Raw genomic sequence first — 21792 nt, 5'->3', positions numbered from 1 at the left:
AAGGCGCAAAGAATACCATGCCTGACTAAAAACGAAACGGCCCCTGATTAAATCAGGAGCCGTCGGAACGGAGGATTTCACCTGCCAGACGTGTACCCGTTAACGGGTAATCGCATAAACCTCACCATCTTTCGACTGGATCAGCAGCTTATCGCTGGCGACCACCGGCTCGGTCTGGAAGCCTGAGCTATCCAGTTTCTGCTGCGCAACGAAACGACCATCCGTGGTGTTCAGCCAGTGCAGATAACCTTCACTGTCGCCGACAACCAGATAGCCGTTGTAGAGCACCGGCGAAGTCAGGTTGCGATGCAGCAGATCGCTTTGACGCCAGATGGCGACACCGCCGTCAGCGTTGAGCGCAATCACACGATCGTCCTGATCGACCAGATAGATGCGGCCGGCATCCACAATCAGATCTTTCACACCGCCAATTTCGCGTTTCCACAAAATCTGGCCGGAACGCAGATCCAGTGCTGTCAGATTGCCGTTATACGCCAGCGCGTAAACCACGCCATTGACGATAACCGGAGTGGTATCGACATCGTTAAGACGATCGATCTCAGTGGCACCGCTGACCTGGGAAATACGCTGCTGCCAGACCAGTTGTCCCTGGTTCAGCACCACGGCACTGACACGACCATTGTCGCCACCGACAATCGCGCCACCAAAAGCGACAGCCGGAGCAGATTCACCGCGCAGAGACAACGCTGGCATATCCAGGTTGACGCTCCACTTCACGGCACCGCTGCTCTGATCCAGGCCCTGCAACATGCCGTTGCTGGTATGAACCAGCACCAGACCATCGCTGACTACCGGACGTGACAGTGCTTCACCGGCGACTTTCGTCTGCCACGCCAGGCTACCATCACTGCTGTTGAGGGCATAAACCTGGCCGCGCTCGCTGCCAACATAGACCCGATCGCCATCAGCCGTCAGGCCACCTGATAACATGGCTGAGCGATTTTTCGAGAAGAAGCCGGTTTTCTCAGAGAGATCGACTTTCCATTTTTCTTTACCGTCTGCGGCATCGAGCGCTTTGACGATACCAAAGCGGTCGGCAGCATAAACCGTATTATCCTGCCAGGCAGGATGCAGATTTGAGTAGAAATCACCGACACCATCGCCTACCGAGGTGCTCCACACTTTCTGTGGCGTGAACTGATTTTCCACCTTCGGCAACGGGGCCATTTTTACTACATCTTCTTCGCCGCTAAACAGCGAACAACCGCTGAGCAAAGTGACTGAAATCAGTCCCGGCAGCAGGTATTTACGTAATTCCATGCGCTCTCTCTTGACTGGCTTAGCTTAAGTTATTCATCTTCATCTGCATCATTTGCTTCAATGCCGGAGAGGCGTCAGATTCAACCCCTTTACTCCAGGCATCGCGCGCGCCCTGCTTGTCGCCTTTGGTCAGCAGCGCTTCGCCGCGAATATCGGCCACAATGGCTGTCCAGCCATCACCCTTCACACCGTCAAGGGTTTTAAGCGCCGCATCCGCTTGATTCTGTTGCAGTTGAATGCGTGCCAGGCGCAGGTTAATCACCGCCTGCAGATTGGCATCTTTGGTATCTTTCAGTCCGTTTTGCAGCAGCGTCGCGGCTTTATCAAGCTGACCGGCGTCAACATACTGCTTCGCCAGATCCATCGCAGCCAGCGCACCGTAGGTGTTGCTGTTTTCACTGGCAAAACGGTTTACCGCTTCCAGCGTCTCCGGTTTGCCCGCCTGCATGGCGCTGGTGAGCTGCTGATACTGCGCTGATACTGTCTTCGCCGTATCGTCCTGATGACTGCTCCAGTAACGCCAGCCGCCCAGCGCAGCAATGCCGATCACCACGCCAATAGCTAACGCTTTGCCATTGTTGGCAAAAAAGTTGCGCAGCGCGTCGGTCTGCTCGTTCTCATTGCTATACACTTCCACGCAATCCCTCTCCTTTCTATGGTTGGTGCTGTGTCACGCTTACTGTAACAGCGAGCGCAAGACAGCAGCAGCCTCTGCCTGATCCAGCGTTTGCTGCTCGCCACGGCGCAGATCTTTAATCACGACCTGACCGGCTTTGACCTCGTCCTCGCCTAACACCAGTGCGACGCGAGCGCCCCACTTGTCAGCACGGGCAAACTGTTTCTTGAAGTTGCCGCCGCCAAAGTTGGTCATCAGCCTCAGTTCTGGCGCTTCATCACGCAATTTCTCAGCCAGCTGCATTGCTGCAGACTGCACGCCCTGACCTGAAGCGATAACATAGACATCCACATTGCTCGTCGGTTCAAATTCAGGATTAACCGCCTGAACCAGCAGCACCAGACGCTCCATGCCCATGGCAAAGCCAACGGCAGGTGTTGCGCGCCCACCGAGCTGCTCAACCAGGCCATCATAGCGACCGCCACCACATACCGTGCCCTGTGAACCCAGGCTATCGGTGACCCACTCAATCACGGTGCGATTGTAATAATCAAGACCGCGTACCAGACGCTGATTGACGGTGTAGCTGATCCCGGCGTCATCCAGCAGGGCACACAGGCCGCTGAAATGTTCGCGTGATTCGTCATCAAGATAGTCGCCAAGCTGTGGCGCATCATTCAGTAGCTGCTGAATATCGGGATTTTTAGTGTCGAGAACGCGCATCGGATTGGTGTACATGCGGCGTTTACAATCCTCATCCAGCACCTCTTTATGCTGTTCAAGGAAGGCGACCAGCGCGTCGCGGTAATGCGCGCGTGCTTCCAGCGAACCGATAGAGTTGAGTTCCAGACGAACGTGCTCAGAGATACCCAGGGCTTTCCACCAGCGGGCGTTCAGCATGATCAGTTCAGCATCGATGTCCGGTCCCTGCAGACCAAACACTTCCACGCCAATCTGGTAGAACTGACGATAGCGGCCTTTCTGCGGACGCTCATAGCGGAACATCGGGCCCATATACCACAGGCGCTGCTCCTGGTTGTAGAGTAAACCGTGTTCAATACCGGCTCGCACGCAACCTGCAGTGCCTTCCGGACGCAGCGTCAGGCTTTCACCGTTGCGGTCTTCGAAGGTATACATCTCTTTTTCAACCACGTCGGTGACTTCACCGATGGCGCGTTTAAACAGTGGGGTTTGCTCCACCAGCGGTAAGCGAATTTCGCTGTAACCGTAGCTCGCCAGCGTCTGCTTGAGAACGCCTTCAATCCGTTGCCAGAGGGCGGTATCCGCAGGCAGGTAGTCGTTCATCCCGCGAATCGCCTGAATATTCTTCGCCACGTTAGAATCTCTTAATGCAAAAAAACCTGTCCGGCATCATACCTTATGAGGATGAAACCGCACAGGTTCAGTCAAAAAAGTCACGCACGCAAACCGCGTACGCCATTATTTTTCCAGATGCTGCACATCAATACGGCGACTGGCATCCAGCATCGACGCTTTAGCACGAATGCGCGCTTCCAGCTGATCGATCATGTCATTGTTGTCGAGACGATCGCGCTGACGCACACCATCTTCGTAGAAACCACTCTTCTTGCTGCCGCCGGTCACGCCCAGCGTAGAGAGGGTCGCCTCGCCGGGTCCGTTGACCACGCAGCCGATAATGGAGACATCCATCGGAGTGATGAGGTCTTCCAGACGCTGCTCCAGCGCGTTGACCGTGCCGATAACGTCGAACTCCTGACGTGAGCAGGTCGGACAGGCGATGAAGTTGATGCCACGAGAACGGATGCGCAGTGACTTGAGGATATCGAAACCGACTTTGACTTCTTCTACCGGATCGGCGGCCAGCGAGATACGCAGCGTATCGCCGATCCCTTCTGACAGCAGCAGACCCAGTCCAATCGCCGATTTCACTGCGCCAGCCCGCGCGCCACCCGCTTCGGTGATACCGAGATGCAGTGGCTGTTCAATCTGTTTCGCCAGCAGACGATAAGATTCAACCGCGAGGAAAACGTCAGAGGCTTTAACGCTGACTTTGAATTGATCGAAGTTAAGACGGTCGAGATGATCGACATGGCGCATGGCAGATTCCAGCAACGCCTGCGGCGTCGGCTCGCCATACTTTTCCTGCAGATCTTTTTCCAGCGAACCGGCGTTCACGCCAATTCGAATCGGAATATTGTTGTCGCGCGCGCAGTCGACCACCATACGGATGCGCTCATTGTTCCCGATATTACCGGGATTGATGCGCAGGCAGTCGACGCCATACTCGGCGACTTTCAGGGCGATGCGGTAGTCAAAATGAATATCTGCAACCAGCGGGACGTTTACCTGCTGTTTGATCAGTCTGAATGCTTCTGCGGCATCCATGGTAGGCACCGAGATACGAACGATATCGACACCGACTCGCTCAAGGGCTTTGATCTGATTTACCGTCGCCTCCACGTCAGTGGTGCGGGTGTTGGTCATCGACTGGACAGCGATGGGTGCGCCGTCACCGACCGGCACCTTGCCGACGTAAATGCGTTTGGATTTACGACGGATAATGGGTGCTTCGTTATGCATATTTCTTCTCCACAATTGCCCGGTACGCGATACGCTGTTATTGCGCACCCAACGTCAGGCGAGCAACCTGGTTATTACGGATAAAACGACTTAAATCAACGGGCTGATTCTGATATTGCACCTGAACAGCGGAAGGCGCGCCAATTTTCAGACGATACGGAGGCGTTCCTGCGAGGCTGAGTTTACCACCACTGCGCTGAATGCCGCTGAACAGTTTTTTGCCGGTGGCATCGCTCACTTCCAGCCAGCAGTCGGCGTTAAAGGTCATCACCACCGCATTAGGGTCAGCAGCCGGTTCACTGACCGCCGCTGCACCTACTGGCATCTGAGGTGCCGTGCTGGTATTGGTATTCGTGTTTGTGGCCGCAGGTGCAGCCGCTGAGTTGTCCACGGGCGCCTGGCTCGGTGAAACCACGGCATTGCTGGTGGTATCCGGCTGTGCGGTGGTCGCGCTATTGCTGCCAGTGGCGGCCGGAGCCGCACTCGCTGGCGCACTGGCTGCGCTGTTGTCACTGGTGGTATTGCTTTCGTCAGGCGCGGCAGGTGCCGCGCTGTCACCGCTGGATTCACCCAGCGGAATCGACTGACCGCTATCACCGCTGCTGCTGTTCTGATCGGTCATCGGCACCAAATCATCCTGCGACTCTTTATGATTCTGCCACCACCAGGCACCGGTCAGACCCACCACCACAAACACCACCAGCCAGGTGAAAATCATCAACCAGCCGTCGCGTTTCTTGCGGCGTTTGCCCAGCGAGAAACTTTGCATCGGCTCGATCTTTGAAGCCCGAATCGGTGTCTGTTTCGCCATCATCGGCAGCAGTTCCTCTTCAGGAATGTGCACCAGACGCGCGTAGGAGCGAATGTATCCGCGCAGGAACGTGGAGGCCAGATCGGCAGGCGATTTGTCTTCCTCGATATCACGCACGGTAGAAAGTTTCAGGCACAGGCGTTCAGCGACGTTCTGCTGCGTCAGCCCCATCTGCTCACGGGCCAGACGCAGGCGTTCACCTGTTGAATGTAATGCAGAGTTTTCTTGAGTGGCTTCAGTATTCATTAGCTAAATAACGCTGGTACTGTATCGATTGCGGAAAACGTCGCGCTAACTGGTCGCCATAACGTGAAACGTCAGCGGCATCTCCCTGTAGCGCGGCGAAACGTAAGTGTAACGCCAGACTTCGTGCCGTTGCGGGCAGCTGTTGCTGGTAAATATCAAGCAAAACCTGCACCTTCGCCAGATGGTTATCTGCCATCTGCTTTTCAGCTTCCGACAGCAGCGAATCAGCTTTGCGTCTGTCAGACTCAATGGCCTGGCGTAGTGTCCTGCGGGCAGCGGCAATATCGCCAGCCTGCAGATAACAAAACCCTGCCAGTTCAAGCGCGTCATTGCGTGCATCAAACTGCGGTGCTGCGCTTGCCCGACTAAACTGTTGATGCGCTTCGCCATACTGCCTTAAAGCGCAGAGAAACGCACCGTAATTGTTAGCAACAAAACCATTATCCGGGGCCTGCTGCTGTGCCAGTATAAACCGTGCCTGCGCCGCTGTCTGATTACCCTGCTTCTGCGCCAGTCGAGCCAGCGCAAGCGAGACCCGGTAATCCTCTGGCGCGGCGGCCTGTGCCCGCAGAAAGTTTCGCTCAGCTGCGGCATAGTCGCCACCCGCCAGATAGTGCATCCCTAACTGCAGACGCACCTCTTCTGCTCCGGGTTCGTGATGCTGGCTGACACACCCGCTTACAACAAACAGCGCCAGTAAAACTGCAGGTAATCCGTTACGCATAATCGTTTCCATCCGGTTGACGTTGACAGGCTGCAGCCTGCCACGCGTCATCACTTCAGGAAACGCTCTGAGTCACTCTTCTAGAGAGCCTTCACAGAGATGGCTTCACCCGCCATTTTTTTACGCATCGTACGCTTGGTACGGTCGATCACCTCACCGGCTAACTGACCACAGGCGGCATCGATATCATCGCCACGGGTTTTACGCACGATGGTCGTAAAACCATAGTCCATCAGGACTTTGGAGAAACGATCGATGCGGCTGTTGGAGCTACGGCCATAAGGCGCGCCCGGGAAGGGGTTCCAGGGGATCAGGTTGATTTTACACGGTGTTTCTTTCAGTAATGCGGCGAGTTCATGCGCATCATCTGTGCTGTCATTGACGTGATCCAGCAACACGTACTCGATGGTCACGCGTCCCTGATTGGCGTTAGATTTGCCAATGTAGCGTTTCACCGCCGCCAGGAAGGTTTCGATATTGTACTTTTTGTTGATCGGGACAATATCATCACGCAGCTTATCGTTAGGCGCGTGCAGGGAAATCGCCAGCGCGACGTCGATCATATCGCCCAGTTTATCCAGCGCAGGTACCACACCCGAGGTAGAGAGGGTCACGCGACGCTTCGACAGACCAAAACCGAAGTCATCCAGCATGATCTCCATCGCCGGGACCACGTTATTGAGGTTGAGCAGCGGCTCGCCCATGCCCATCATCACCACGTTGGTGATAGGACGCTGGCCGGTGATTTTCGCTGCGCCGACAATTTTCGCCGCGCGCCACACCTGACCAATAATTTCTGACACCCGCAGGTTACGGTTAAAGCCCTGCTGTGCGGTCGAACAGAATTTACACTCCAGCGCACAACCCACCTGTGAAGAGACACAGAGCGTGGCGCGGTCCCCTTCCGGGATATAGACCGTTTCCACCAGCTGGTCGCCCACGCGAATGGCCCATTTGATAGTGCCGTCGGTAGAGCGCATCTCTTCTGCCACTTCTGGCGCACGGATCTCCGTCAGCTCCATCAGCCGGTTACGCAGCTTTTTGTTGATGTCGGTCATCTGCTCGAAGTCATCGCAGCAGTAGTGATAAATCCACTTCATGACCTGATCGGCGCGGAAAGGCTTTTCGCCCAGCGACAGGAAGAATTCGCGCATCTGCTGACGGTTGAGATCCAGCAGGTTTATTTTCTGGCTTTTGGGGGAGACGACAATAGGGGATGCTGACGCGGACGTCACAATCTGTTCGGACATAATATTCTCTGGCCTCGTTGTTACACGTTATGGCGCTGTTCAGTGATAGGTGAAAAAAATTGCGCCTTCATTAAGCTGAGTCAATGAAGGCGCAATATTGTACAACATCTGCAGCCTGATAACAGGCGGGAGTGACCTCCCCTACGCAGATTTTTGTAAAGCCTACGTAACGTTTATCGCCAGGCGATTAACGGGTACGTGGGCAGATCTCGTTTTCGCCAAAGAAATAAGCGATTTCGCGGGCAGCGGATTCAGCAGAATCTGAACCGTGCGTGGCGTTTTCGGTGAAGCTGTCAGCGTAGTCAGCACGCAGTGTGCCAGCCAGTGCGTTTGCCGGGTTAGTGGCACCCATCAGGTCACGGTGACGCTGAACGGCATTTTCACCTTCCAGCACGGAAACAACAACCGGGCCAGAGGTCATGAATTCAACCAGACCATCGAAGAATGGCTTGCCCTGGTGCTCAGCGTAAAAACCTTCAGCCTGCTCTTTACTCAGCTGCAGCATTTTTGCGCCAACGATTTTGAAGCCAGCGCTTTCAAAACGGTTGTAGATAGCACCAATCACATTTTTAGCGACGGCGTTTGGCTTGATGATAGAAAAAGTACGTTCGATTGCCATGATGACCTCTGTCTTGACGTTCTGAAGAAACCGGTGGCGTCCGCCCCGGTTAAGAAACGGCGCCGATTATAGGGGCTGAGTCCGGCATTGCCTATCAGAGATCCCTAATTTGATGAAAAATCTTGATCTGAGTCGAAGCAGACGCGCCATAGTTATGATTTAGCGCAAAAAATCGTCAGCCCCGGCTGAAGGTGACCGAGACAAGTTGCCCCTCTTCATCCATCACCACCAGCTGATACTCGCCCGGATGATCGAGCTGCAGCGACAGGCTGTCTGCGGCGTTCTGCGTCATCAGAGGCTCACCATTCAGGAACCACCAGCGCTGTGTGCCCTGCCCTCCCTGCACCGCGACCGGCATTGTCAGCGCGCTCCTGCCCGGCAGCGGTCTGACAATTTGCCCCTCAATCACGCCGGTAACGATCAGCGGCGCGCTGCTGCCCTGCTGTAACGGCGGACACCGGGCATCGACAGGGGGCAGACGTTGCGCCCGCCGCTCCTGAGGCGGCAGCCAGGCCTCCAGCGGCAGCGGCCAGACCAGCCGTTCATGGCGGGTGGCGCCGGGGCAGTCTGCTGCGACGCGCAGTCCCTGCGCATTCTGCCAGTAGCCCAGGCGTAATCCGCTGAGGCTCTCCTGGCCGGGTGCCAGCAGTGTAGGCGGCAGCGTGTCGGCGGCGACCCAGCTTTGCCGCCGCTGGCGACAGTTTTCGTCTCCGGCGGACAACGGCTGACCGCCAGGCCAGCAAATGGTCGCCACCGTCACTGAGGCCGGGCGCGGATCGCCCGGAACGTCACGTCTGCCAAGGCGACTCATCAGCAGGCTGTTGATCTGATTCATGACGGGCACGGCAGAGGCAAAACCAAACTGCCCGGCAACCGGCGTCGCATCCGGTCTTCCGACCCAGACGCCAATCAGATAACGGGGATTGATCCCCACCGACCAGGCGTCGCGGTAGCCATAACTGGTGCCGGTTTTCCAGGCCAGTGGCACCACATCGGGTACGCTGCCATTGCCCGCGGGCTGTGCTTCCCCGGCCAGGATACGCCGGATGATCCACGCCGACTCAGGCGAAAGCAGCGGCCGCTGCTGTAAGGGTTGATCGGGCATCCAGCGCAACTGGCCGGCGTTACCGTGGCGGGCAAAGGCGCTGTAGGCTGCCACGATCTCATCCATGCGCGCTCCGGTGCCGCCGAGAATCAGGGAAAGATTAGGTTCAGCGCCGGGGGGAAAACGTAAGTTCAGACCGATATTGCGCAGGCGCGCTGCAACGTTTTTCGGTCCCAGTGCCTCCAGAAGCTGCACCGCAGGCAGATTCAGCGACCGCACCAGCGCGTCACTGGCGCTGACCGGCCCGTGAAATCCGGTATCGAAGTTGCCTGGCCGGTAATCACCAAAGCGACGCGGCACATCCTGCAGCAGTGATTCAGCATGAATCAGCCCCTCATCCAGCGCCATGCCGTAAATAAAGGGTTTTAACACCGAGCCTGGCGAACGCACGCTGGCGATCATATCCACATGGCCAAAACGGCTGTCATCGGTAAAATCAGCCGAGCCGACGTAGCCGCGAACCGCCATGGTGGTGTGATCCACCACCAGCATCGCCAGCGAAGTGCGTGGAGGAAGCTGATTTTTAACATTCAGCGCCAGACTTTCCAGTTCGCGCTGCAGTGAGGGGTCAAGCGTAGAGACAATCTTATCGCTGTGGCTGATCGACAGCAGTCGCCGGGCCAGCAGCGGCGCCATCTGTGGCATCTGGCGCGGCGGCAGCCACACCGGCTCCTGACGGATTTCCGCCACCTGTTCAGCGGACCAGATGCGGTATTCCGCCAGCCGATCCAGCACTTTGTTGCGTGCGGCTTCTGCCCGCTCCGGCCAGCGATCGGGCCGCAGACGGCTCGGTGCCTGCGGCAAAACGGCCAGCAGCGCCGCCTCGCCCGGCGTCAGCTGTGACGGGGCTTTTCCCAGCCAGCTCCAGCTGGCCGCGCCCACCCCTTCCAGCGTGCCGCCAAAGGGCGCACGGTTAAGGTAGAGCGTCAGGATGTCTCGCTTGGAAAGATGCCACTCCAGCTGCAGCGCCCGCCACGCCTGAATCAGCTTGCCGCGCAGCGTCCGGGGTTGCGGGTCGATAAGGCGTGCCACCTGCATGGTCAGCGTGCTGCCTCCGGAAATCACGCTCTGATGGCGCAGATCCTGCCAGGCGGCACGCAGCAGAGCCAGGGGATTGATGCCGGGATGATACCAGAACCAGCGATCTTCATAGGTCAGCAGCGCCTGCAGATAGGCCGGAGCCACCTCCTCTGGCGTGACCGGATAGCGCCAGATCCCCTTGCTGTCAGCAAAGCGCCACAATGGTGTACCGTCGCTGGCAACAACCACCCGCGCAGGCTGCACCTGTTTAAGCGGCAACGGGAAAAGCCGATCCAGCCCCCATATCGCCAGCCACAGCGCCAGAAAAAAAAGCGGCAGCGCGAGCCACCACTTTTTGATGCTGCTGACGTTTACCACGCGTCGCGTCACTTACTGAATATGCAGCTGTGACGGCGTGCTGCCGGTGGCGCGCCACTCCGGCACATACATCGACTCGACCTGCGGTGGTGGCATCAGATAGCGCCCCGGTGTGACCGCCCGCGCCAGGTAGACCAGCGTCGCGGGACGATAAGTATCCACCGCCAGTGCCGCCACAAAGCGATCGTCACGGAACTCAATGTGTCTGATGTCAGCCTGCTGCATGTCACCCATGCTCTCCTTCAGCGCATCCGCACTGTCGCCGAGGCTGGCGCTGCTGTCAGCCAGGTTCTGGTTTTCCAGCTCCAGACCGGCAGGCAGCAGATCCACCACCAGCGCATCGGTGATGCTGCGCTTCGACGAAACGGTCAGACGTACCACCAGCAACTCGCCGCTGCGCAGATTACTGAGATCGGCGGCTTTGCCATCCAGCGTAAAGTATTCACGTTTTATCCCGAGCACATTGCTCTCCGGCTGTGGCGCGGCCAGCGGATAACCGGTGACATCCAGACGACCATACAGCGGCGCATTGCCCGGATTACTGATGGCTAAGCCCTGCAACAGTCGTTCAGCCCCCAGCCCTTTATTCAGTGGCGCATCGCCCTGCAGAGGCTGTGCATTGCCCGACAGTTGCGCCTGCCAGCTTCCGCCCTGCGCACGCTGCAGCGTATGCGCCGCTAAATAGAGCGCGTTATTCTCCTGAGTCGAGAACCAGCGCTTGCCGTTGACCTCTTTTGACAGCGACAGCAGCAGACTATTCTGCAAATCAGGCTGCAGCTTATTCTCTGCTAACAGGGCTATCATCATCCCCTCATCGCGCACCGTGCTGCCATAGTCGCCATACCACTCTTTATCTGAGCGCGTCAGACTGGCACCCTGCATGATCGCAAGCGATGCGCGCTGCCCGTCACCCATCAGCTTCAGCGCTACGCCAAGCTGCATCAGCGCCAGGCCGGAGCGGGCCTTCTCACGCTTTTCATACAATGCGCGCAGCGCACCCAGCGGCGCACGCTGCTGACGCGCCAGCACCAGTCCGGCGTAAGCCTGCACGCTGAACTGCAGCGCGGCGTTGTTATCACTGCCGCCGCCGCTGATCTGCGCGGGATCCTGCAGATAGCGCAGCAGCCGTGCGTTAGCGCGATCAACTACATTATCCGGCAGCGCATAGCCCGCCTCGCTGGCGCGAAGCAGGAAATCGGTCACGTAAGGCGTCAGCCAGAACTCCTCCTCACTCTGCTTGTCCCACAGCCCGAAGCTGCCGTTGGCCCGCTGCATGCCCGCCAGACGGGCAATGCCGGTGTCGACGGCGGCCCGGCGCGCCTCATCACTGCTGGTTTTTATCCCCATCGCGGTCAGCTCAGCATGGCTGGTGTAGAGCGACGGCCAGAGGCCGCTGGTGGTCTGTTCCAGACAGCCGTAGGGATAGGCATAAAGCGCACTGATATAGCTGGCGATATTGAGCGGCGGACGATTGCTCAGCGTCAGCTGTCCACTCAGGGTCTGAGCATCAAGGCCGGTAAACGCGGTTGCCGCGACCTGCCAGGGCTGATCGGGATTGATGACGGCATCGAAATTCAGCGTCCGGGCCGGATAAGGTGGTCTGACGCCGATTTTCCACTGCTGTTTGCTGGGCTTCACCTGCTCGCCCGGCAGGTTCAGACCGGCAATCTGCACGGCAACCTCGCCATCACCAAAGCCGGTTTTCGCCATGACCGGAATCTGAAGTGTGGTACGCGCGCCTTTGGCCAGCGTCACACTCTGGCTGGCAGCCCCGGCCAGATCCACTAAGCCACTGCTGCTCAGATCCACCTTCAGAGTTTGCGGCAAATCGGTCAGGTTAGTGAGATCCAGCGCCAGTGAGGCTGTATCGCCGCTGGCAAGGAAGCGCGGGGTGGCCAGTTCGCTGATCAGCGGTGCCGCAACCACCAGTTTACGTTCGGCCGCGCCGAAGCTGTCGTCGCTCCATGCCTGGGTCATCAGCCGCAGTTCACCGTTAAAGGCCGGGATCGGCAGCGTAATCGATCCGTTGCCCTCTTTATCCAGCGTCACCGCCTGTAACTGCTGCGCCACGATATTGACGTGCGTCACCGGCTTTTTGCCGCCGCGCGTCATCGATTCATCCTCGCCATCACCACCAAAACGCAGCGCCGCGAGCCGGCCACCGCCTTCGATCAGCTGGCCAAAGACGTCGTACTGATCGACGTTGTAGCGTTTACGGCCAAAGAAAGCCTGCCACGGATCGGGCGTTTTAAAATCCGTCACGCTCAGAACGCCGCTGTCCACCGCTGACAGCAGTACATTCACTTTTTCAGGCAGCGGGCCGCCATCACGACTGGCGTGGACTTTTACCGTCAGGCGTTGCTCAGGACGGATTTTATCGGGCGCATCCAGCGTCATATTTAAGCGGCGCGCCTCCGTCGCCATCGGCAGATGCAACAGCCCCACCGCGCGTTTTGGCGTTGCGCCACTGACCTTATCGCCGTCTCGCACCACGATGGCGCTGAAGTAGAGATCGTGACGCTGCCAGCTCTCAGCAACAGGGACATCCACCGTTGTGCCGCCCTTTGGTACGGTCAGTGGCTGCCACCAGAGCGTGCCGCTGCTCGACTCCACCATCAGGTAACCTTTACCGGCCGCCGGTGACTCAACCTGCAGATGCACGGTGTCGCCCGGCTGGTAAGCCGCTTTGTCCAGCTTCAGTCTGACCTGATCCGGGCGCAATGCCCCCGTGCCGTTGGTGTTATCCTGCCAGTCATAACCCGCCTGGAACCGGACGCTGCTGACGATCTTCTCGCCCGCCTGCACTTCCAGCCGGTAGTGTCCCCACTCGACCGGGAAGCTGACTTTGGTGCTGCCATCAGCCGGGACAGAGATGGCGCGTTCATCTTCCTGCAGATCCTTGTCGCTATACTGCGACTGCCAGCCTTCGCTGTCAGAGAAGCTCCAGTAGTAATCATGGCGTTCACGGATCAGGCGAACATCCAGCTTCTCTGCCGCCAGTTTTTTGCCCTGACTGTTGGCATAGACAATGTCGAATTCGGCCAGGCTCTGTTCCGGCACGGTCGGCTCATCGTGATAGCTGTCACTGCGGTAGTCATAAACCGCCTTGTTACCAAACAGCGGCCGGATACCCGGCAGCGCTTCAGCGGGCCAGATGGCCTGGGTGGCACGACGGGTGACCGGACGTCCGCCGGTCTCCAGCAGGCTGGCCTGCAGGATCAGATTGAGCGGAGAGTGGAGCTGATCCCACTGATTTTCTACCGTGAGTTGTGCTTTACCGCTGGCGTCGAGCTTGAGATCCACCTCATCCAGCGTCCGCTTTAACCCCTCTTCGGTGATGTCACCAAACTGGTAGCCTGGCAGTGCAGTCACCGCCTCGCGTGCCGGTCGCAGATAGAGTTGACCCTGTAGCGTGTTACCTGCCGCTGGGGCGCCATAGAGATAGCGCCCCTCAATACCGAACTCAACACTGGCATCAGCGGCCTGTGGCTGAGGGTCATTTTTCAGGGTTAACGCCATACGCTCCGGCAGAAAATCTTCGACGTGAAACTTCCACTCTCGCTTGAGGTTATCGCCGGTATTCAGTCGCAACATCCAGTCGCCGGTCATGGCCGACGCGGACAGCGCCAGTCGCTGCTGGTAGAATCCCGCTTCAGGCTGCCAGACAAAAGTCCGCATCACCTGGCCATCGGGCTGCACCAGCTCCGCTTTGATCGGCTGCGCGGGCAAGGGGTGTCCGTCTGCATCGCGAAGCAACGCATTCACGATGACCGTTTCGCCTGGACGATAGATATCGCGCGGACCAAAAACAAACAGCTGTTTGTCATAGCCCTGCGGCCCCGCGACCGGGAATTCAGCGAGATCCAGCGCCGGACGCGCCAGGTCGATCATTGAGGTCTGTTCTCCCTGAATTGCCAGCAGGAGCTTGCCTTTTTCATCCGCCTTGAGGCTCAGATGACCGGTGCTGTCACTGGTACCGCTTTGCAGCACCTGCCCCTTCTCATCCAGTAACCTGACGCTGACCCCGGAAAGCGGCTGACCGTCTGCCAGACTCTGGGCGAACAGTTCAAACCGGGTCGGGAAGCGATGCAGTGACAGGCCAATATCGCTGAGGGTGAAAAGCGTGGCGGGCTGGCTGTAGCGATAAGTACCGGCCTGCTTCATCACCGCCAGATAGACGCCCGGCTGCTGAAGTGCGGTAATGTCACGCATCGGTAGCTGCAGTTTTTCACGCGTGTTACGCGCCGGGTTGAGCTCAAAGCGTCCGCTATAGACCAGCTGGCTGCTTTTCAGCAGCTCCTGCGACTGCCAGCTTGAGAGGTTGTTGCCGTAATTCCACTGGGAGAGAAATTCCGCCAGGCCGGCATTCTTTATCCGGAAGAAATCGACATCGACCTGGTCAACATTCAGCGCCAGCACCGGCAGTCCCTGCGTGATACGCAGCGGCAGCAGTGAACCGCGACTGGCAAAGCCCACCATCGGCTGGATATCACGGGTGGCGATTTTCTGACTGTAATCGGCGGCAAGCGTCTCTCCGCTGGCCGCGCGCAGTCCCGCATCCACCTTGACGGTGAAGTGACGTGACGGCTCGGGATGGCGGAAGCGCAACGTTTTGCGGTTAGCAGAAAGTTCCCAGCCGCCATCCACCCGGCCCTGTTTATCGTCGGTCAGCCTGACTTTTTGCGCGATATCCTGTTTATCATCAAGCGGCTGACTGAAGGTTAAGACCAGCGCAGCGGCATTATCGATTTGCAGTTCCGAGAGATCGATAATCGTCAGCGGTTTGCTGACCTGGGAGGTTGCGGGTGCTTCTGCCGCCTGGAGAGGCAAAACAGGTAACAGGGTCGCTGACAGCAGCGAGCCACCGATCAGCATGCTGAGCAGCAGCCGGGTATTGCGTTTCTTCATGGTAGTTCCTTCACCGGGACGCAGGGAGTGTCGTTTGATTACGCAGCGCAATTTCATATCAATGCTCGCATTTAATCAACGCTTCTCTTGAGATGGTGCGCACATTCCCTGACACTGGTATGACAGATTGCTGAGATGAGGTTGTTATGACGACGCCACTGTTTGTGTCCGCCGACTGGTTACAAGAGCACTACAACGATGAGCGGCTTCAGGTGCTGGATGCACGGTTGTTGCCACCCGGTATGGAAGCGGTTCGCGATATCCAGGCCGAATATCTGGCGGGTCATTTACCCGACGCCCCTTACTTCGATATTGAAGCGCTTTCCGATCACACCAGCCCTTACCCCCATATGCTGCCCCGCGCCGAAAGTTTTGCCGTCGCGATGCGTGAACTGGGTGTCAGCAGTGATAAGCACCTGGTGGTGTATGACGAGGGTAATCTCTTTTCTGCGCCACGCGCCTGGTGGATGCTGAAAACCTTTGGTGTGGCTCAGGTGTCGATTCTGGCCGGGGGCTTGCAGGGCTGGAAAGAAGCTGGTTTTGCGCTGGCAACCGGCGAAGTGAATCTGCCGGAAGGTGAGTTTGAGGCCCACGCAGATGAAAGCCGGGTGAAACGCCTGACGGACGTACTGCTGATCAGCCATGAAGGCGGCGCACAGATTATTGATGCGCGTCCTGCCAATCGCTTTAACGCCGAAGTGGATGAACCACGTCCCGGATTGCATCGTGGCCATATTCCCAACAGCCTGAACGTGCCGTGGAACAGCCTGGTTGAACAGGGAAAACTCAAGCCGGAGGCGGAACTTCAGACGCTGTTTGCCGATGCGGGCGTCGATATTACCCAACCGGTGGTCGCCAGCTGTGGCTCAGGCGTGACGGCGGTGGTGGTGATTCTGGCGCTGACGGCGCTGGGTGCACGGGATGTCACGCTGTATGACGGATCCTGGGGCGAATGGGGCAGTCGCGACGACTTACCTATCGCGAAATAAAAAACAGGCGGCCCATGAGCCGCCTGTTTTTTTAATAATATCGGATTCGATCAGCTGTAAGAACGAGGTAGCACAGGAAACAGGGTCAGATCGGAAAGTCGCTAAAGCCACTCCCTGGCCGCTCGGCCCGCGCCGTCCATGGCGCGGGACGCTTTCCTCCTCTGACCCTGTTCCCTGCGCGTTAAGCTTATTCGTTGCGGCCAGATTCCCCCTGATTCGGGATATCAGCTATATGAGGCGGCTCGTGAGCCGCCTGTTTACTTTGTTGTCTCAGATAATCCGCTCACTTCCCTTGAAGTCGCGCAGGAAACTGCCCCAGCGACGCTCATAGAATGGCGTGATGTGGGCGGTAAAGAAGTGGCTGATGCCGCGATCGTTCAGCGTCACCTCACAGATATCAACCGGCGCATCGTCCGGCAGCGTATCGGTTGCCACGCTGCCCGCCGCCTGAATGATCGTCTCAATGTTGCTGTCCGCTTCAATGCCAATCAGCAGATTGGGCGCTTCGTCAGCCCGCTCACGGATACTGGCGATAAACGCGCGACGCACCTGCTTATGCTTACTGAAGAGCTGAGTCAGTGAGTCGATCATCTGCGCAGGGGGTTCAGCCACCTCAGACAGCAAGAGTGACTGTCCGCCTTCCAGCACGGTTTGCTGACTTAGCGCACTGCCCTCTTCAGCCAGCAGATGGGTGATCTCGGCCGCAGTAAACTCTTTACCGGAAGGCAGTTTAGGATTGAGAAACAGCGTCTCGCCGCGCGTAATCTCAAACAGCGTCCGTACCGGCAGACGCAGCCAGGACTGCTCACCGCTCACCGCTTCACTCATCGCCTCTTCTGACGTGAAAAAAGGAATGATGCTGCTGCCATCCTCTTTTTCCCAGTGCTGCAGATCAACGGGCGTGCTGGCATCAAGCTGTTGCGTGGTGCTTTCACCTGGCACCCAGGCATCAGCTTCCAGCAGCAGCTGAAAAAATTCGGGCCGATGGGCAGGCTCAGTGGCCGCCAGCTTCAGCACCTCTTCAAGACGGTTCATAGTTTTCCTTTGAACAGCGGCGGCATCAGCCACCGCTGAGATCGGCTTATTTCAGTAACAGATTGGCGAGGGTACGCACGCCAAGACCTGTTGCACCCGCCGCCCACTGGTCAACTGCGCCTTTGCGATAGGTCGCGGAGCAGTCGATGTGCAGCCAGCCCTGCTGATAGTTACTGACGAAGTGTGACAGGAACGCTGCCGCGCTACTGGCACCCGCCGCATGTGACGGGCTGGCGATATTATTGAGATCGGCGAAGTTAGACGGCAGATGGCTGCGATGGAATTCGGCCAGCGGCAGACGCCAGAAAGGTTCGTTCTCACTCACCGCGCTGCCCATCAGCGACTGTGCCATCACATCATCAAAGGTAAACAGCGCATGGTAATCGTTGCCCAGCGCCGTCTTAGCCGCACCGGTCAGCGTCGCAGCATCGATGATCATCGTCGGGTTCTGCTCGCTGGCGTCGATTAAACCGTCGGCCAGGACCAGACGCCCTTCCGCATCGGTGTTCATCACTTCCACCGATTTACCGTTGCGATAGCGAATGATGTCGCCCAGTTTAAAGGCGTTGCTGCTGACCATATTATCGGCACAGCAGAGGTAGAGTTTGACGCGCTTGTTAAGACCGCGCGAAATCGCCATGGCCAGCGCGCCGGTGACGGTCGCCGCGCCGCCCATGTCAGATTTCATTGAGTCCATGAAGCTGCTCTGCTTCAGGCTGTAGCCACCGGTATCAAAGGTGATGCCTTTACCGACCAGACAGGCGTAGACCGGGGCATCGTCGTCGCCGGTCGGGTTGTAATCGAGCGCCAGAAATACCGGCGGACGATTTGAACCGCGTCCAACGGTGTGCAGGCCCATATACCCCTGTACCCTCAGATCGTCGCCTTTGGTGATGCGATAGCTGACGGCACTGCCGCCCACTTCACTGATCAGATCGACTGCATTGTGTGCCAGCTGTTCTGGCCCAAGATCTTCCGCAGGCAGGTTAATAACGTTGCGAACCCAGTCGATAATTTTCAGACGGCGATCAAACTCCGCCTGCTCATGTTCGCCCAGCGCCGGCCACTCAACCTGACGCTGGCCTTTCGGACCACGGAAGCCCTGCCAGAATGCCCAGCACTGCTCAAGGTGCCAGCCTTCGCCGGTCAGCGCCACATGGCGGATCCCCTGGCTGTCGATTTTGTGAGCCGCACGCTGAATGATATTCAGCGCATCCGCGCCGGTCAGATGCAGTGTCATGCCGCTGTCGTTGCTGCTGAGAATCGCTTTTTCGCCCCAGCGCGCATCGGCGGGCTGGCTGCTAAGCGTAATATTCATGGGTTGTGTGGTCATCGAAAAGCTCCATAATCGTTATCTGTTTCATCCAGCCTGATTGTTATAACGGCTTTAATAAGATGTTAAATATAATTCGCAGAGAGACCTGATAACAGATTCCGTCAGGTGTTGCCAGCGAAGTGCAAATATAGGCGCAATTTCCGGACTATGACCGGATATCAGGATTTCATTAAGGCCCGCAGACGGGTCACTGATTTCTGCACCAGGGCAATGGCGTAGTCGATCTCTTCCTCGGTTGTGAAGCGTCCCAGCGAGAAGCGCAACGAACTGTGCGCCAGCTCTTCACTCAGGCCCAGCGCCCGCAATACATAGGAAGGCTCCAGGCTGGCGGAGGTGCAGGCCGATCCGGAAGAGAGCGCCAGATCTTTCAGCGCCATGATCAGTGATTCACCCTCAACGTCAGCAAAACTGAGGTTAAGAATGTTCGGTGCGCTCTGCTGCAGATCGCCATTGAGGGTGACGTCGGGCAGTGTGCTGATGCCCTGCCACAGGCGATTGCGCAGAGTCTGCAGTCGCGCCATCTCGGTTTCGCGCTCTTCTGCTGCGATACGATACGCCTCGCCCATGCCGACAATCTGATGCACCGGCAATGTCCCGGATCGCATACCGCGTTCATGTCCGCCGCCGTGGATCTGCGCAGCAATCTGCACACGCGGTTTACGCCGGACATAGAGTGCGCCGATGCCTTTCGGGCCATAGAGTTTATGGGCAGAAAAGGACATCAAATCAACCGGTAACTGGCTGAGATCGATAGGCAGCTTGCCGACGCTCTGGGTCGCATCCACATGAAACAGAATCTCACGTTCGCGGCAGAGTTCGCCAAAGGCGGCGATATCCTGAATCACTCCGGTTTCATTATTAACGTGCATCAGGGTGACTAAAATCGTGTCGTCGCGCAGCGCCGCACGCAACTGGTCAGGCGAGATAATGCCGTTAGCCGCCGGGGTGAGATAAGTGACAGCAAAGCCTTCACGCTCAAGCTGCTGGCAGCTATCAAGCACCGCTTTATGTTCTGTCTGGCTGGTGATGATATGTTTGCCGCGCGCCTGATGGGCGTGAGCTGCACCTTTAATCGCGAGGTTATCGGATTCAGTGGCGCCAGAGGTAAAGATGATTTCACGCGGATCGGCATTGACCAGTTCGGCGATCTGATTACGCGCAACATCAACCGCTTCTTCAGACTGCCAGCCAAAACGGTGCGATCGCGAGGCCGGATTACCGAACGTGCCATCCAGCGTCAGAAACTGCATCATTTTGCTGGCCACACGCGGATCGGCCGGCGTGGTGGCGGCGTAATCCAGGTAAATCGGTAATTTCATTGCGCTACAGCTCCGTATAAAAAATCATACGTCTTTATAGCAGATTCGGCCCTGACCGCGTTAGCAGTAAGGGCCGCAACAGCGGGGATTACGAGGCGCGTTGGTTGACGTTAATTTCCTGCGTGCGCGGGCTCTGGAAGCGACGATTATCAATCGCATTCTGACGATCGGCTACATCCAGGATCTCCTGATTATTCACCAGCTCAGCCAGTGTAATATTGTTCAGGAAGTCACTGATACGCACGCTCAGATCGCGCCACAGCACGTGAGTCAGGCAACGCTCGCCGCCCTGGCAGCCTTCTTTACCCTGACATTTGGTGGCATCAACAGACTCATCAACGGCGGTGATCACTTCACCGACAGAGATGGTATTAGACGCTTTGCCCAACAGATAACCGCCGCCCGGACCACGTACGCTGGACACCAGCTCATTTTTACGCAATCGGGAGAATAACTGCTCCAGATAGGAGAGCGAAATGCCCTGACGCTCTGAAATATCAGCCAGCGGGACCGGGCCTTCATGGGAGTGAAGGGCAACGTCCAGCATTGCAGTAACGGCATAACGTCCTTTGGATGTCAGTCTCATAGCGTACGACCTCAATAGCGTCCGGTTATCGGAGGATTAGCAACAGATGCTCTGAAGTCTGCCATTCCCGAGTAAATTGGTCAACTATTTAACCTGGTAAATTAGTCAGGTATTTAACCTGGTAATTCACTCAACTATTATCTGCTTCTTTTTTATCGTTTTTTCGCTTTTCAAACGACGAAAGCATGCCGCGCAGGATGTTCAGTTCGTCGCGTTCCGGGCGGGCGCGGGTGTAAAGACGACGCAGTTTGCTCATCACCTGGCCAGGATTGGCTTCACGGATAAAGCCGCTGTTCAGCATCATCTGTTCCATATGCTGATAGAAGCGCTCGAGATCATCCACCAGCGGATAAGGTGACTCTTCATACTGTGGCGGCGGGCTGGCCTGCTCCTGCGCCTGTAACCATGCCATGCGCACTTCATAGGCGATAATCTGTACGGCCATCGCCAGGTTCAGCGAGCTGTATTCCGGGTTTGCCTGAATTGCGACGTGATAGTGGCACTTCTGCAACTCGTCATTGGTCAGGCCGACACGTTCACGACCAAAAACCAGCGCAACCGGTGCCTGCTGGCCCTCTTCCACGCTTTTCACGCCACATTCGCGCGCATCCAGCATCGGCCAGGGCAGCGAGCGGGAACGTGCGCTGGTGCCGACCACCAGACTGCATCCGGCAATGGCCTCATCCAGCGAGTCGACAATTTTGGCGTCGCCGATAACGTCGCTGGCACCGGCCGCGAGTGAGATAGCCTGTGAGTCAGGCTTGACCAGCGGGTTAACCAGATAGAGGTTGGTTAAGCCCATGGTTTTCATGGCGCGCGCAACGGAGCCCATGTTACCGGTGTGAGAAGTCTCGACCAGCACGATACGAATATTTTGCAACATGATTAGGGATACTCAGAAACGGGTCAGTAAAATCAGTAGAGAGAATATTAACATAAAGCAGGACATTTACCGAACACGCTGCTATACTCCGCGCCGTTTTCCCCGTTCTTTAACATCCAGCGAG

Annotated in this window: 16 protein-coding genes; 1 reads left to right on the top strand and 15 read right to left on the bottom strand. The window is 57.3% G+C overall.

What is annotated here, in order from left to right:
• Nucleotides 1-99 precede the first annotated feature (99 nt).
• The 10 genes from bamB to ACVKSX_RS21385 form a co-directional block, all read right to left on the bottom strand.
• The gene (gene bamB, locus ACVKSX_RS21430) at nt 100-1281 is read right to left on the bottom strand and encodes an outer membrane protein assembly factor BamB (RefSeq protein ID WP_033769690.1); all 1182 of its coding nucleotides are present in this window, start codon (nt 1279-1281) and stop codon (nt 100-102) included.
• Nucleotides 1282-1300: 19 nt separating this feature from the next.
• Nucleotides 1301-1918: a YfgM family protein gene (locus tag ACVKSX_RS21425; protein WP_010257542.1), complete on the bottom strand. Its 618-nt coding sequence runs from the start codon at nt 1916-1918 to the stop codon at nt 1301-1303.
• Nucleotides 1919-1957: 39 nt separating this feature from the next.
• Entirely contained in the window at nt 1958-3232 is a 1275-nt protein-coding gene (gene hisS, locus ACVKSX_RS21420) for a histidine--tRNA ligase (RefSeq protein WP_010257545.1), read from the bottom strand.
• A 105-nt stretch (nt 3233-3337) separates the two neighbouring features.
• Nucleotides 3338-4459: a flavodoxin-dependent (E)-4-hydroxy-3-methylbut-2-enyl-diphosphate synthase gene (ispG, locus tag ACVKSX_RS21415; protein ID WP_003848692.1), complete on the bottom strand. Its 1122-nt coding sequence runs from the start codon at nt 4457-4459 to the stop codon at nt 3338-3340.
• Between the two features lie 37 nt (nt 4460-4496).
• On the bottom strand, nt 4497-5516 hold the full coding sequence (rodZ, locus tag ACVKSX_RS21410) for a cytoskeleton protein RodZ (protein WP_010257552.1): 1020 nt from the start codon (nt 5514-5516) through the stop codon (nt 4497-4499).
• The gene (gene pilW, locus ACVKSX_RS21405; RefSeq protein ID WP_346531630.1) at nt 5506-6240 is read right to left on the bottom strand and encodes a type IV pilus biogenesis/stability protein PilW; all 735 of its coding nucleotides are present in this window, start codon (nt 6238-6240) and stop codon (nt 5506-5508) included. The genes rodZ and pilW overlap by 11 nt, the downstream gene beginning before the upstream one ends.
• An 80-nt stretch (nt 6241-6320) precedes the next feature.
• A complete protein-coding gene (locus ACVKSX_RS21400; RefSeq protein ID WP_010257560.1) occupies nt 6321-7490 on the bottom strand; it encodes a bifunctional tRNA (adenosine(37)-C2)-methyltransferase TrmG/ribosomal RNA large subunit methyltransferase RlmN in 1170 nt (389 codons plus the stop codon).
• A 187-nt stretch (nt 7491-7677) separates the two neighbouring features.
• On the bottom strand, nt 7678-8109 hold the full coding sequence (gene ndk / locus ACVKSX_RS21395) for a nucleoside-diphosphate kinase (protein ID WP_003848684.1): 432 nt from the start codon (nt 8107-8109) through the stop codon (nt 7678-7680).
• A 175-nt stretch (nt 8110-8284) separates the two neighbouring features.
• Nucleotides 8285-10624 (bottom strand): peptidoglycan glycosyltransferase PbpC, encoded by a 2340-nt coding sequence (pbpC, locus tag ACVKSX_RS21390; protein ID WP_354439526.1) that lies wholly within the window; start codon nt 10622-10624, stop codon nt 8285-8287.
• Nucleotides 10625-15520: an alpha-2-macroglobulin family protein gene (locus ACVKSX_RS21385; protein WP_346554563.1), complete on the bottom strand. Its 4896-nt coding sequence runs from the start codon at nt 15518-15520 to the stop codon at nt 10625-10627. It abuts the gene before it with no gap.
• A gap of 146 nt (nt 15521-15666) precedes the next feature.
• Here ACVKSX_RS21385 and sseA point away from each other — a divergent pair, with 146 nt between their 5' ends.
• Nucleotides 15667-16509, top strand: a complete 843-nt coding sequence (gene sseA, locus ACVKSX_RS21380; RefSeq protein WP_010257579.1) for a 3-mercaptopyruvate sulfurtransferase — start codon at nt 15667-15669, stop codon at nt 16507-16509.
• A gap of 270 nt (nt 16510-16779) precedes the next feature.
• Here the strand turns inward: sseA and sseB are convergent, their stop codons facing one another.
• The 5 genes from sseB to trmJ form a co-directional block, all read right to left on the bottom strand.
• On the bottom strand, nt 16780-17544 hold the full coding sequence (sseB, locus tag ACVKSX_RS21375) for an enhanced serine sensitivity protein SseB (RefSeq protein ID WP_143789994.1): 765 nt from the start codon (nt 17542-17544) through the stop codon (nt 16780-16782).
• A gap of 46 nt (nt 17545-17590) precedes the next feature.
• Nucleotides 17591-18877 carry an aminopeptidase PepB gene (gene pepB / locus ACVKSX_RS21370; RefSeq protein ID WP_010257585.1) on the bottom strand — a complete coding sequence of 429 codons (1287 nt, stop codon included), beginning with the start codon at nt 18875-18877 and terminating at the stop codon, nt 17591-17593.
• 161 nt (nt 18878-19038) lie between these two features.
• Entirely contained in the window at nt 19039-20199 is a 1161-nt protein-coding gene (locus ACVKSX_RS21365; RefSeq protein ID WP_010671315.1) for an IscS subfamily cysteine desulfurase, read from the bottom strand.
• 88 nt (nt 20200-20287) lie between these two features.
• Complete coding sequence (iscR, locus tag ACVKSX_RS21360; protein ID WP_010257591.1) at nt 20288-20785, bottom strand: Fe-S cluster assembly transcriptional regulator IscR; 498 nt, start codon at nt 20783-20785, stop codon at nt 20288-20290.
• A 130-nt stretch (nt 20786-20915) separates the two neighbouring features.
• A complete protein-coding gene (gene trmJ, locus ACVKSX_RS21355) occupies nt 20916-21668 on the bottom strand; it encodes a tRNA (cytosine(32)/uridine(32)-2'-O)-methyltransferase TrmJ (RefSeq protein ID WP_010257594.1) in 753 nt (250 codons plus the stop codon).
• Nucleotides 21669-21792 lie beyond the last annotated feature (124 nt).

This window comes from Pantoea sp. PvP021, assembly GCF_054056055.1.
The sequence above is the reverse complement of the archived record's forward strand: the minus strand, read 5'-3'. Positions and strand labels throughout refer to the sequence as shown.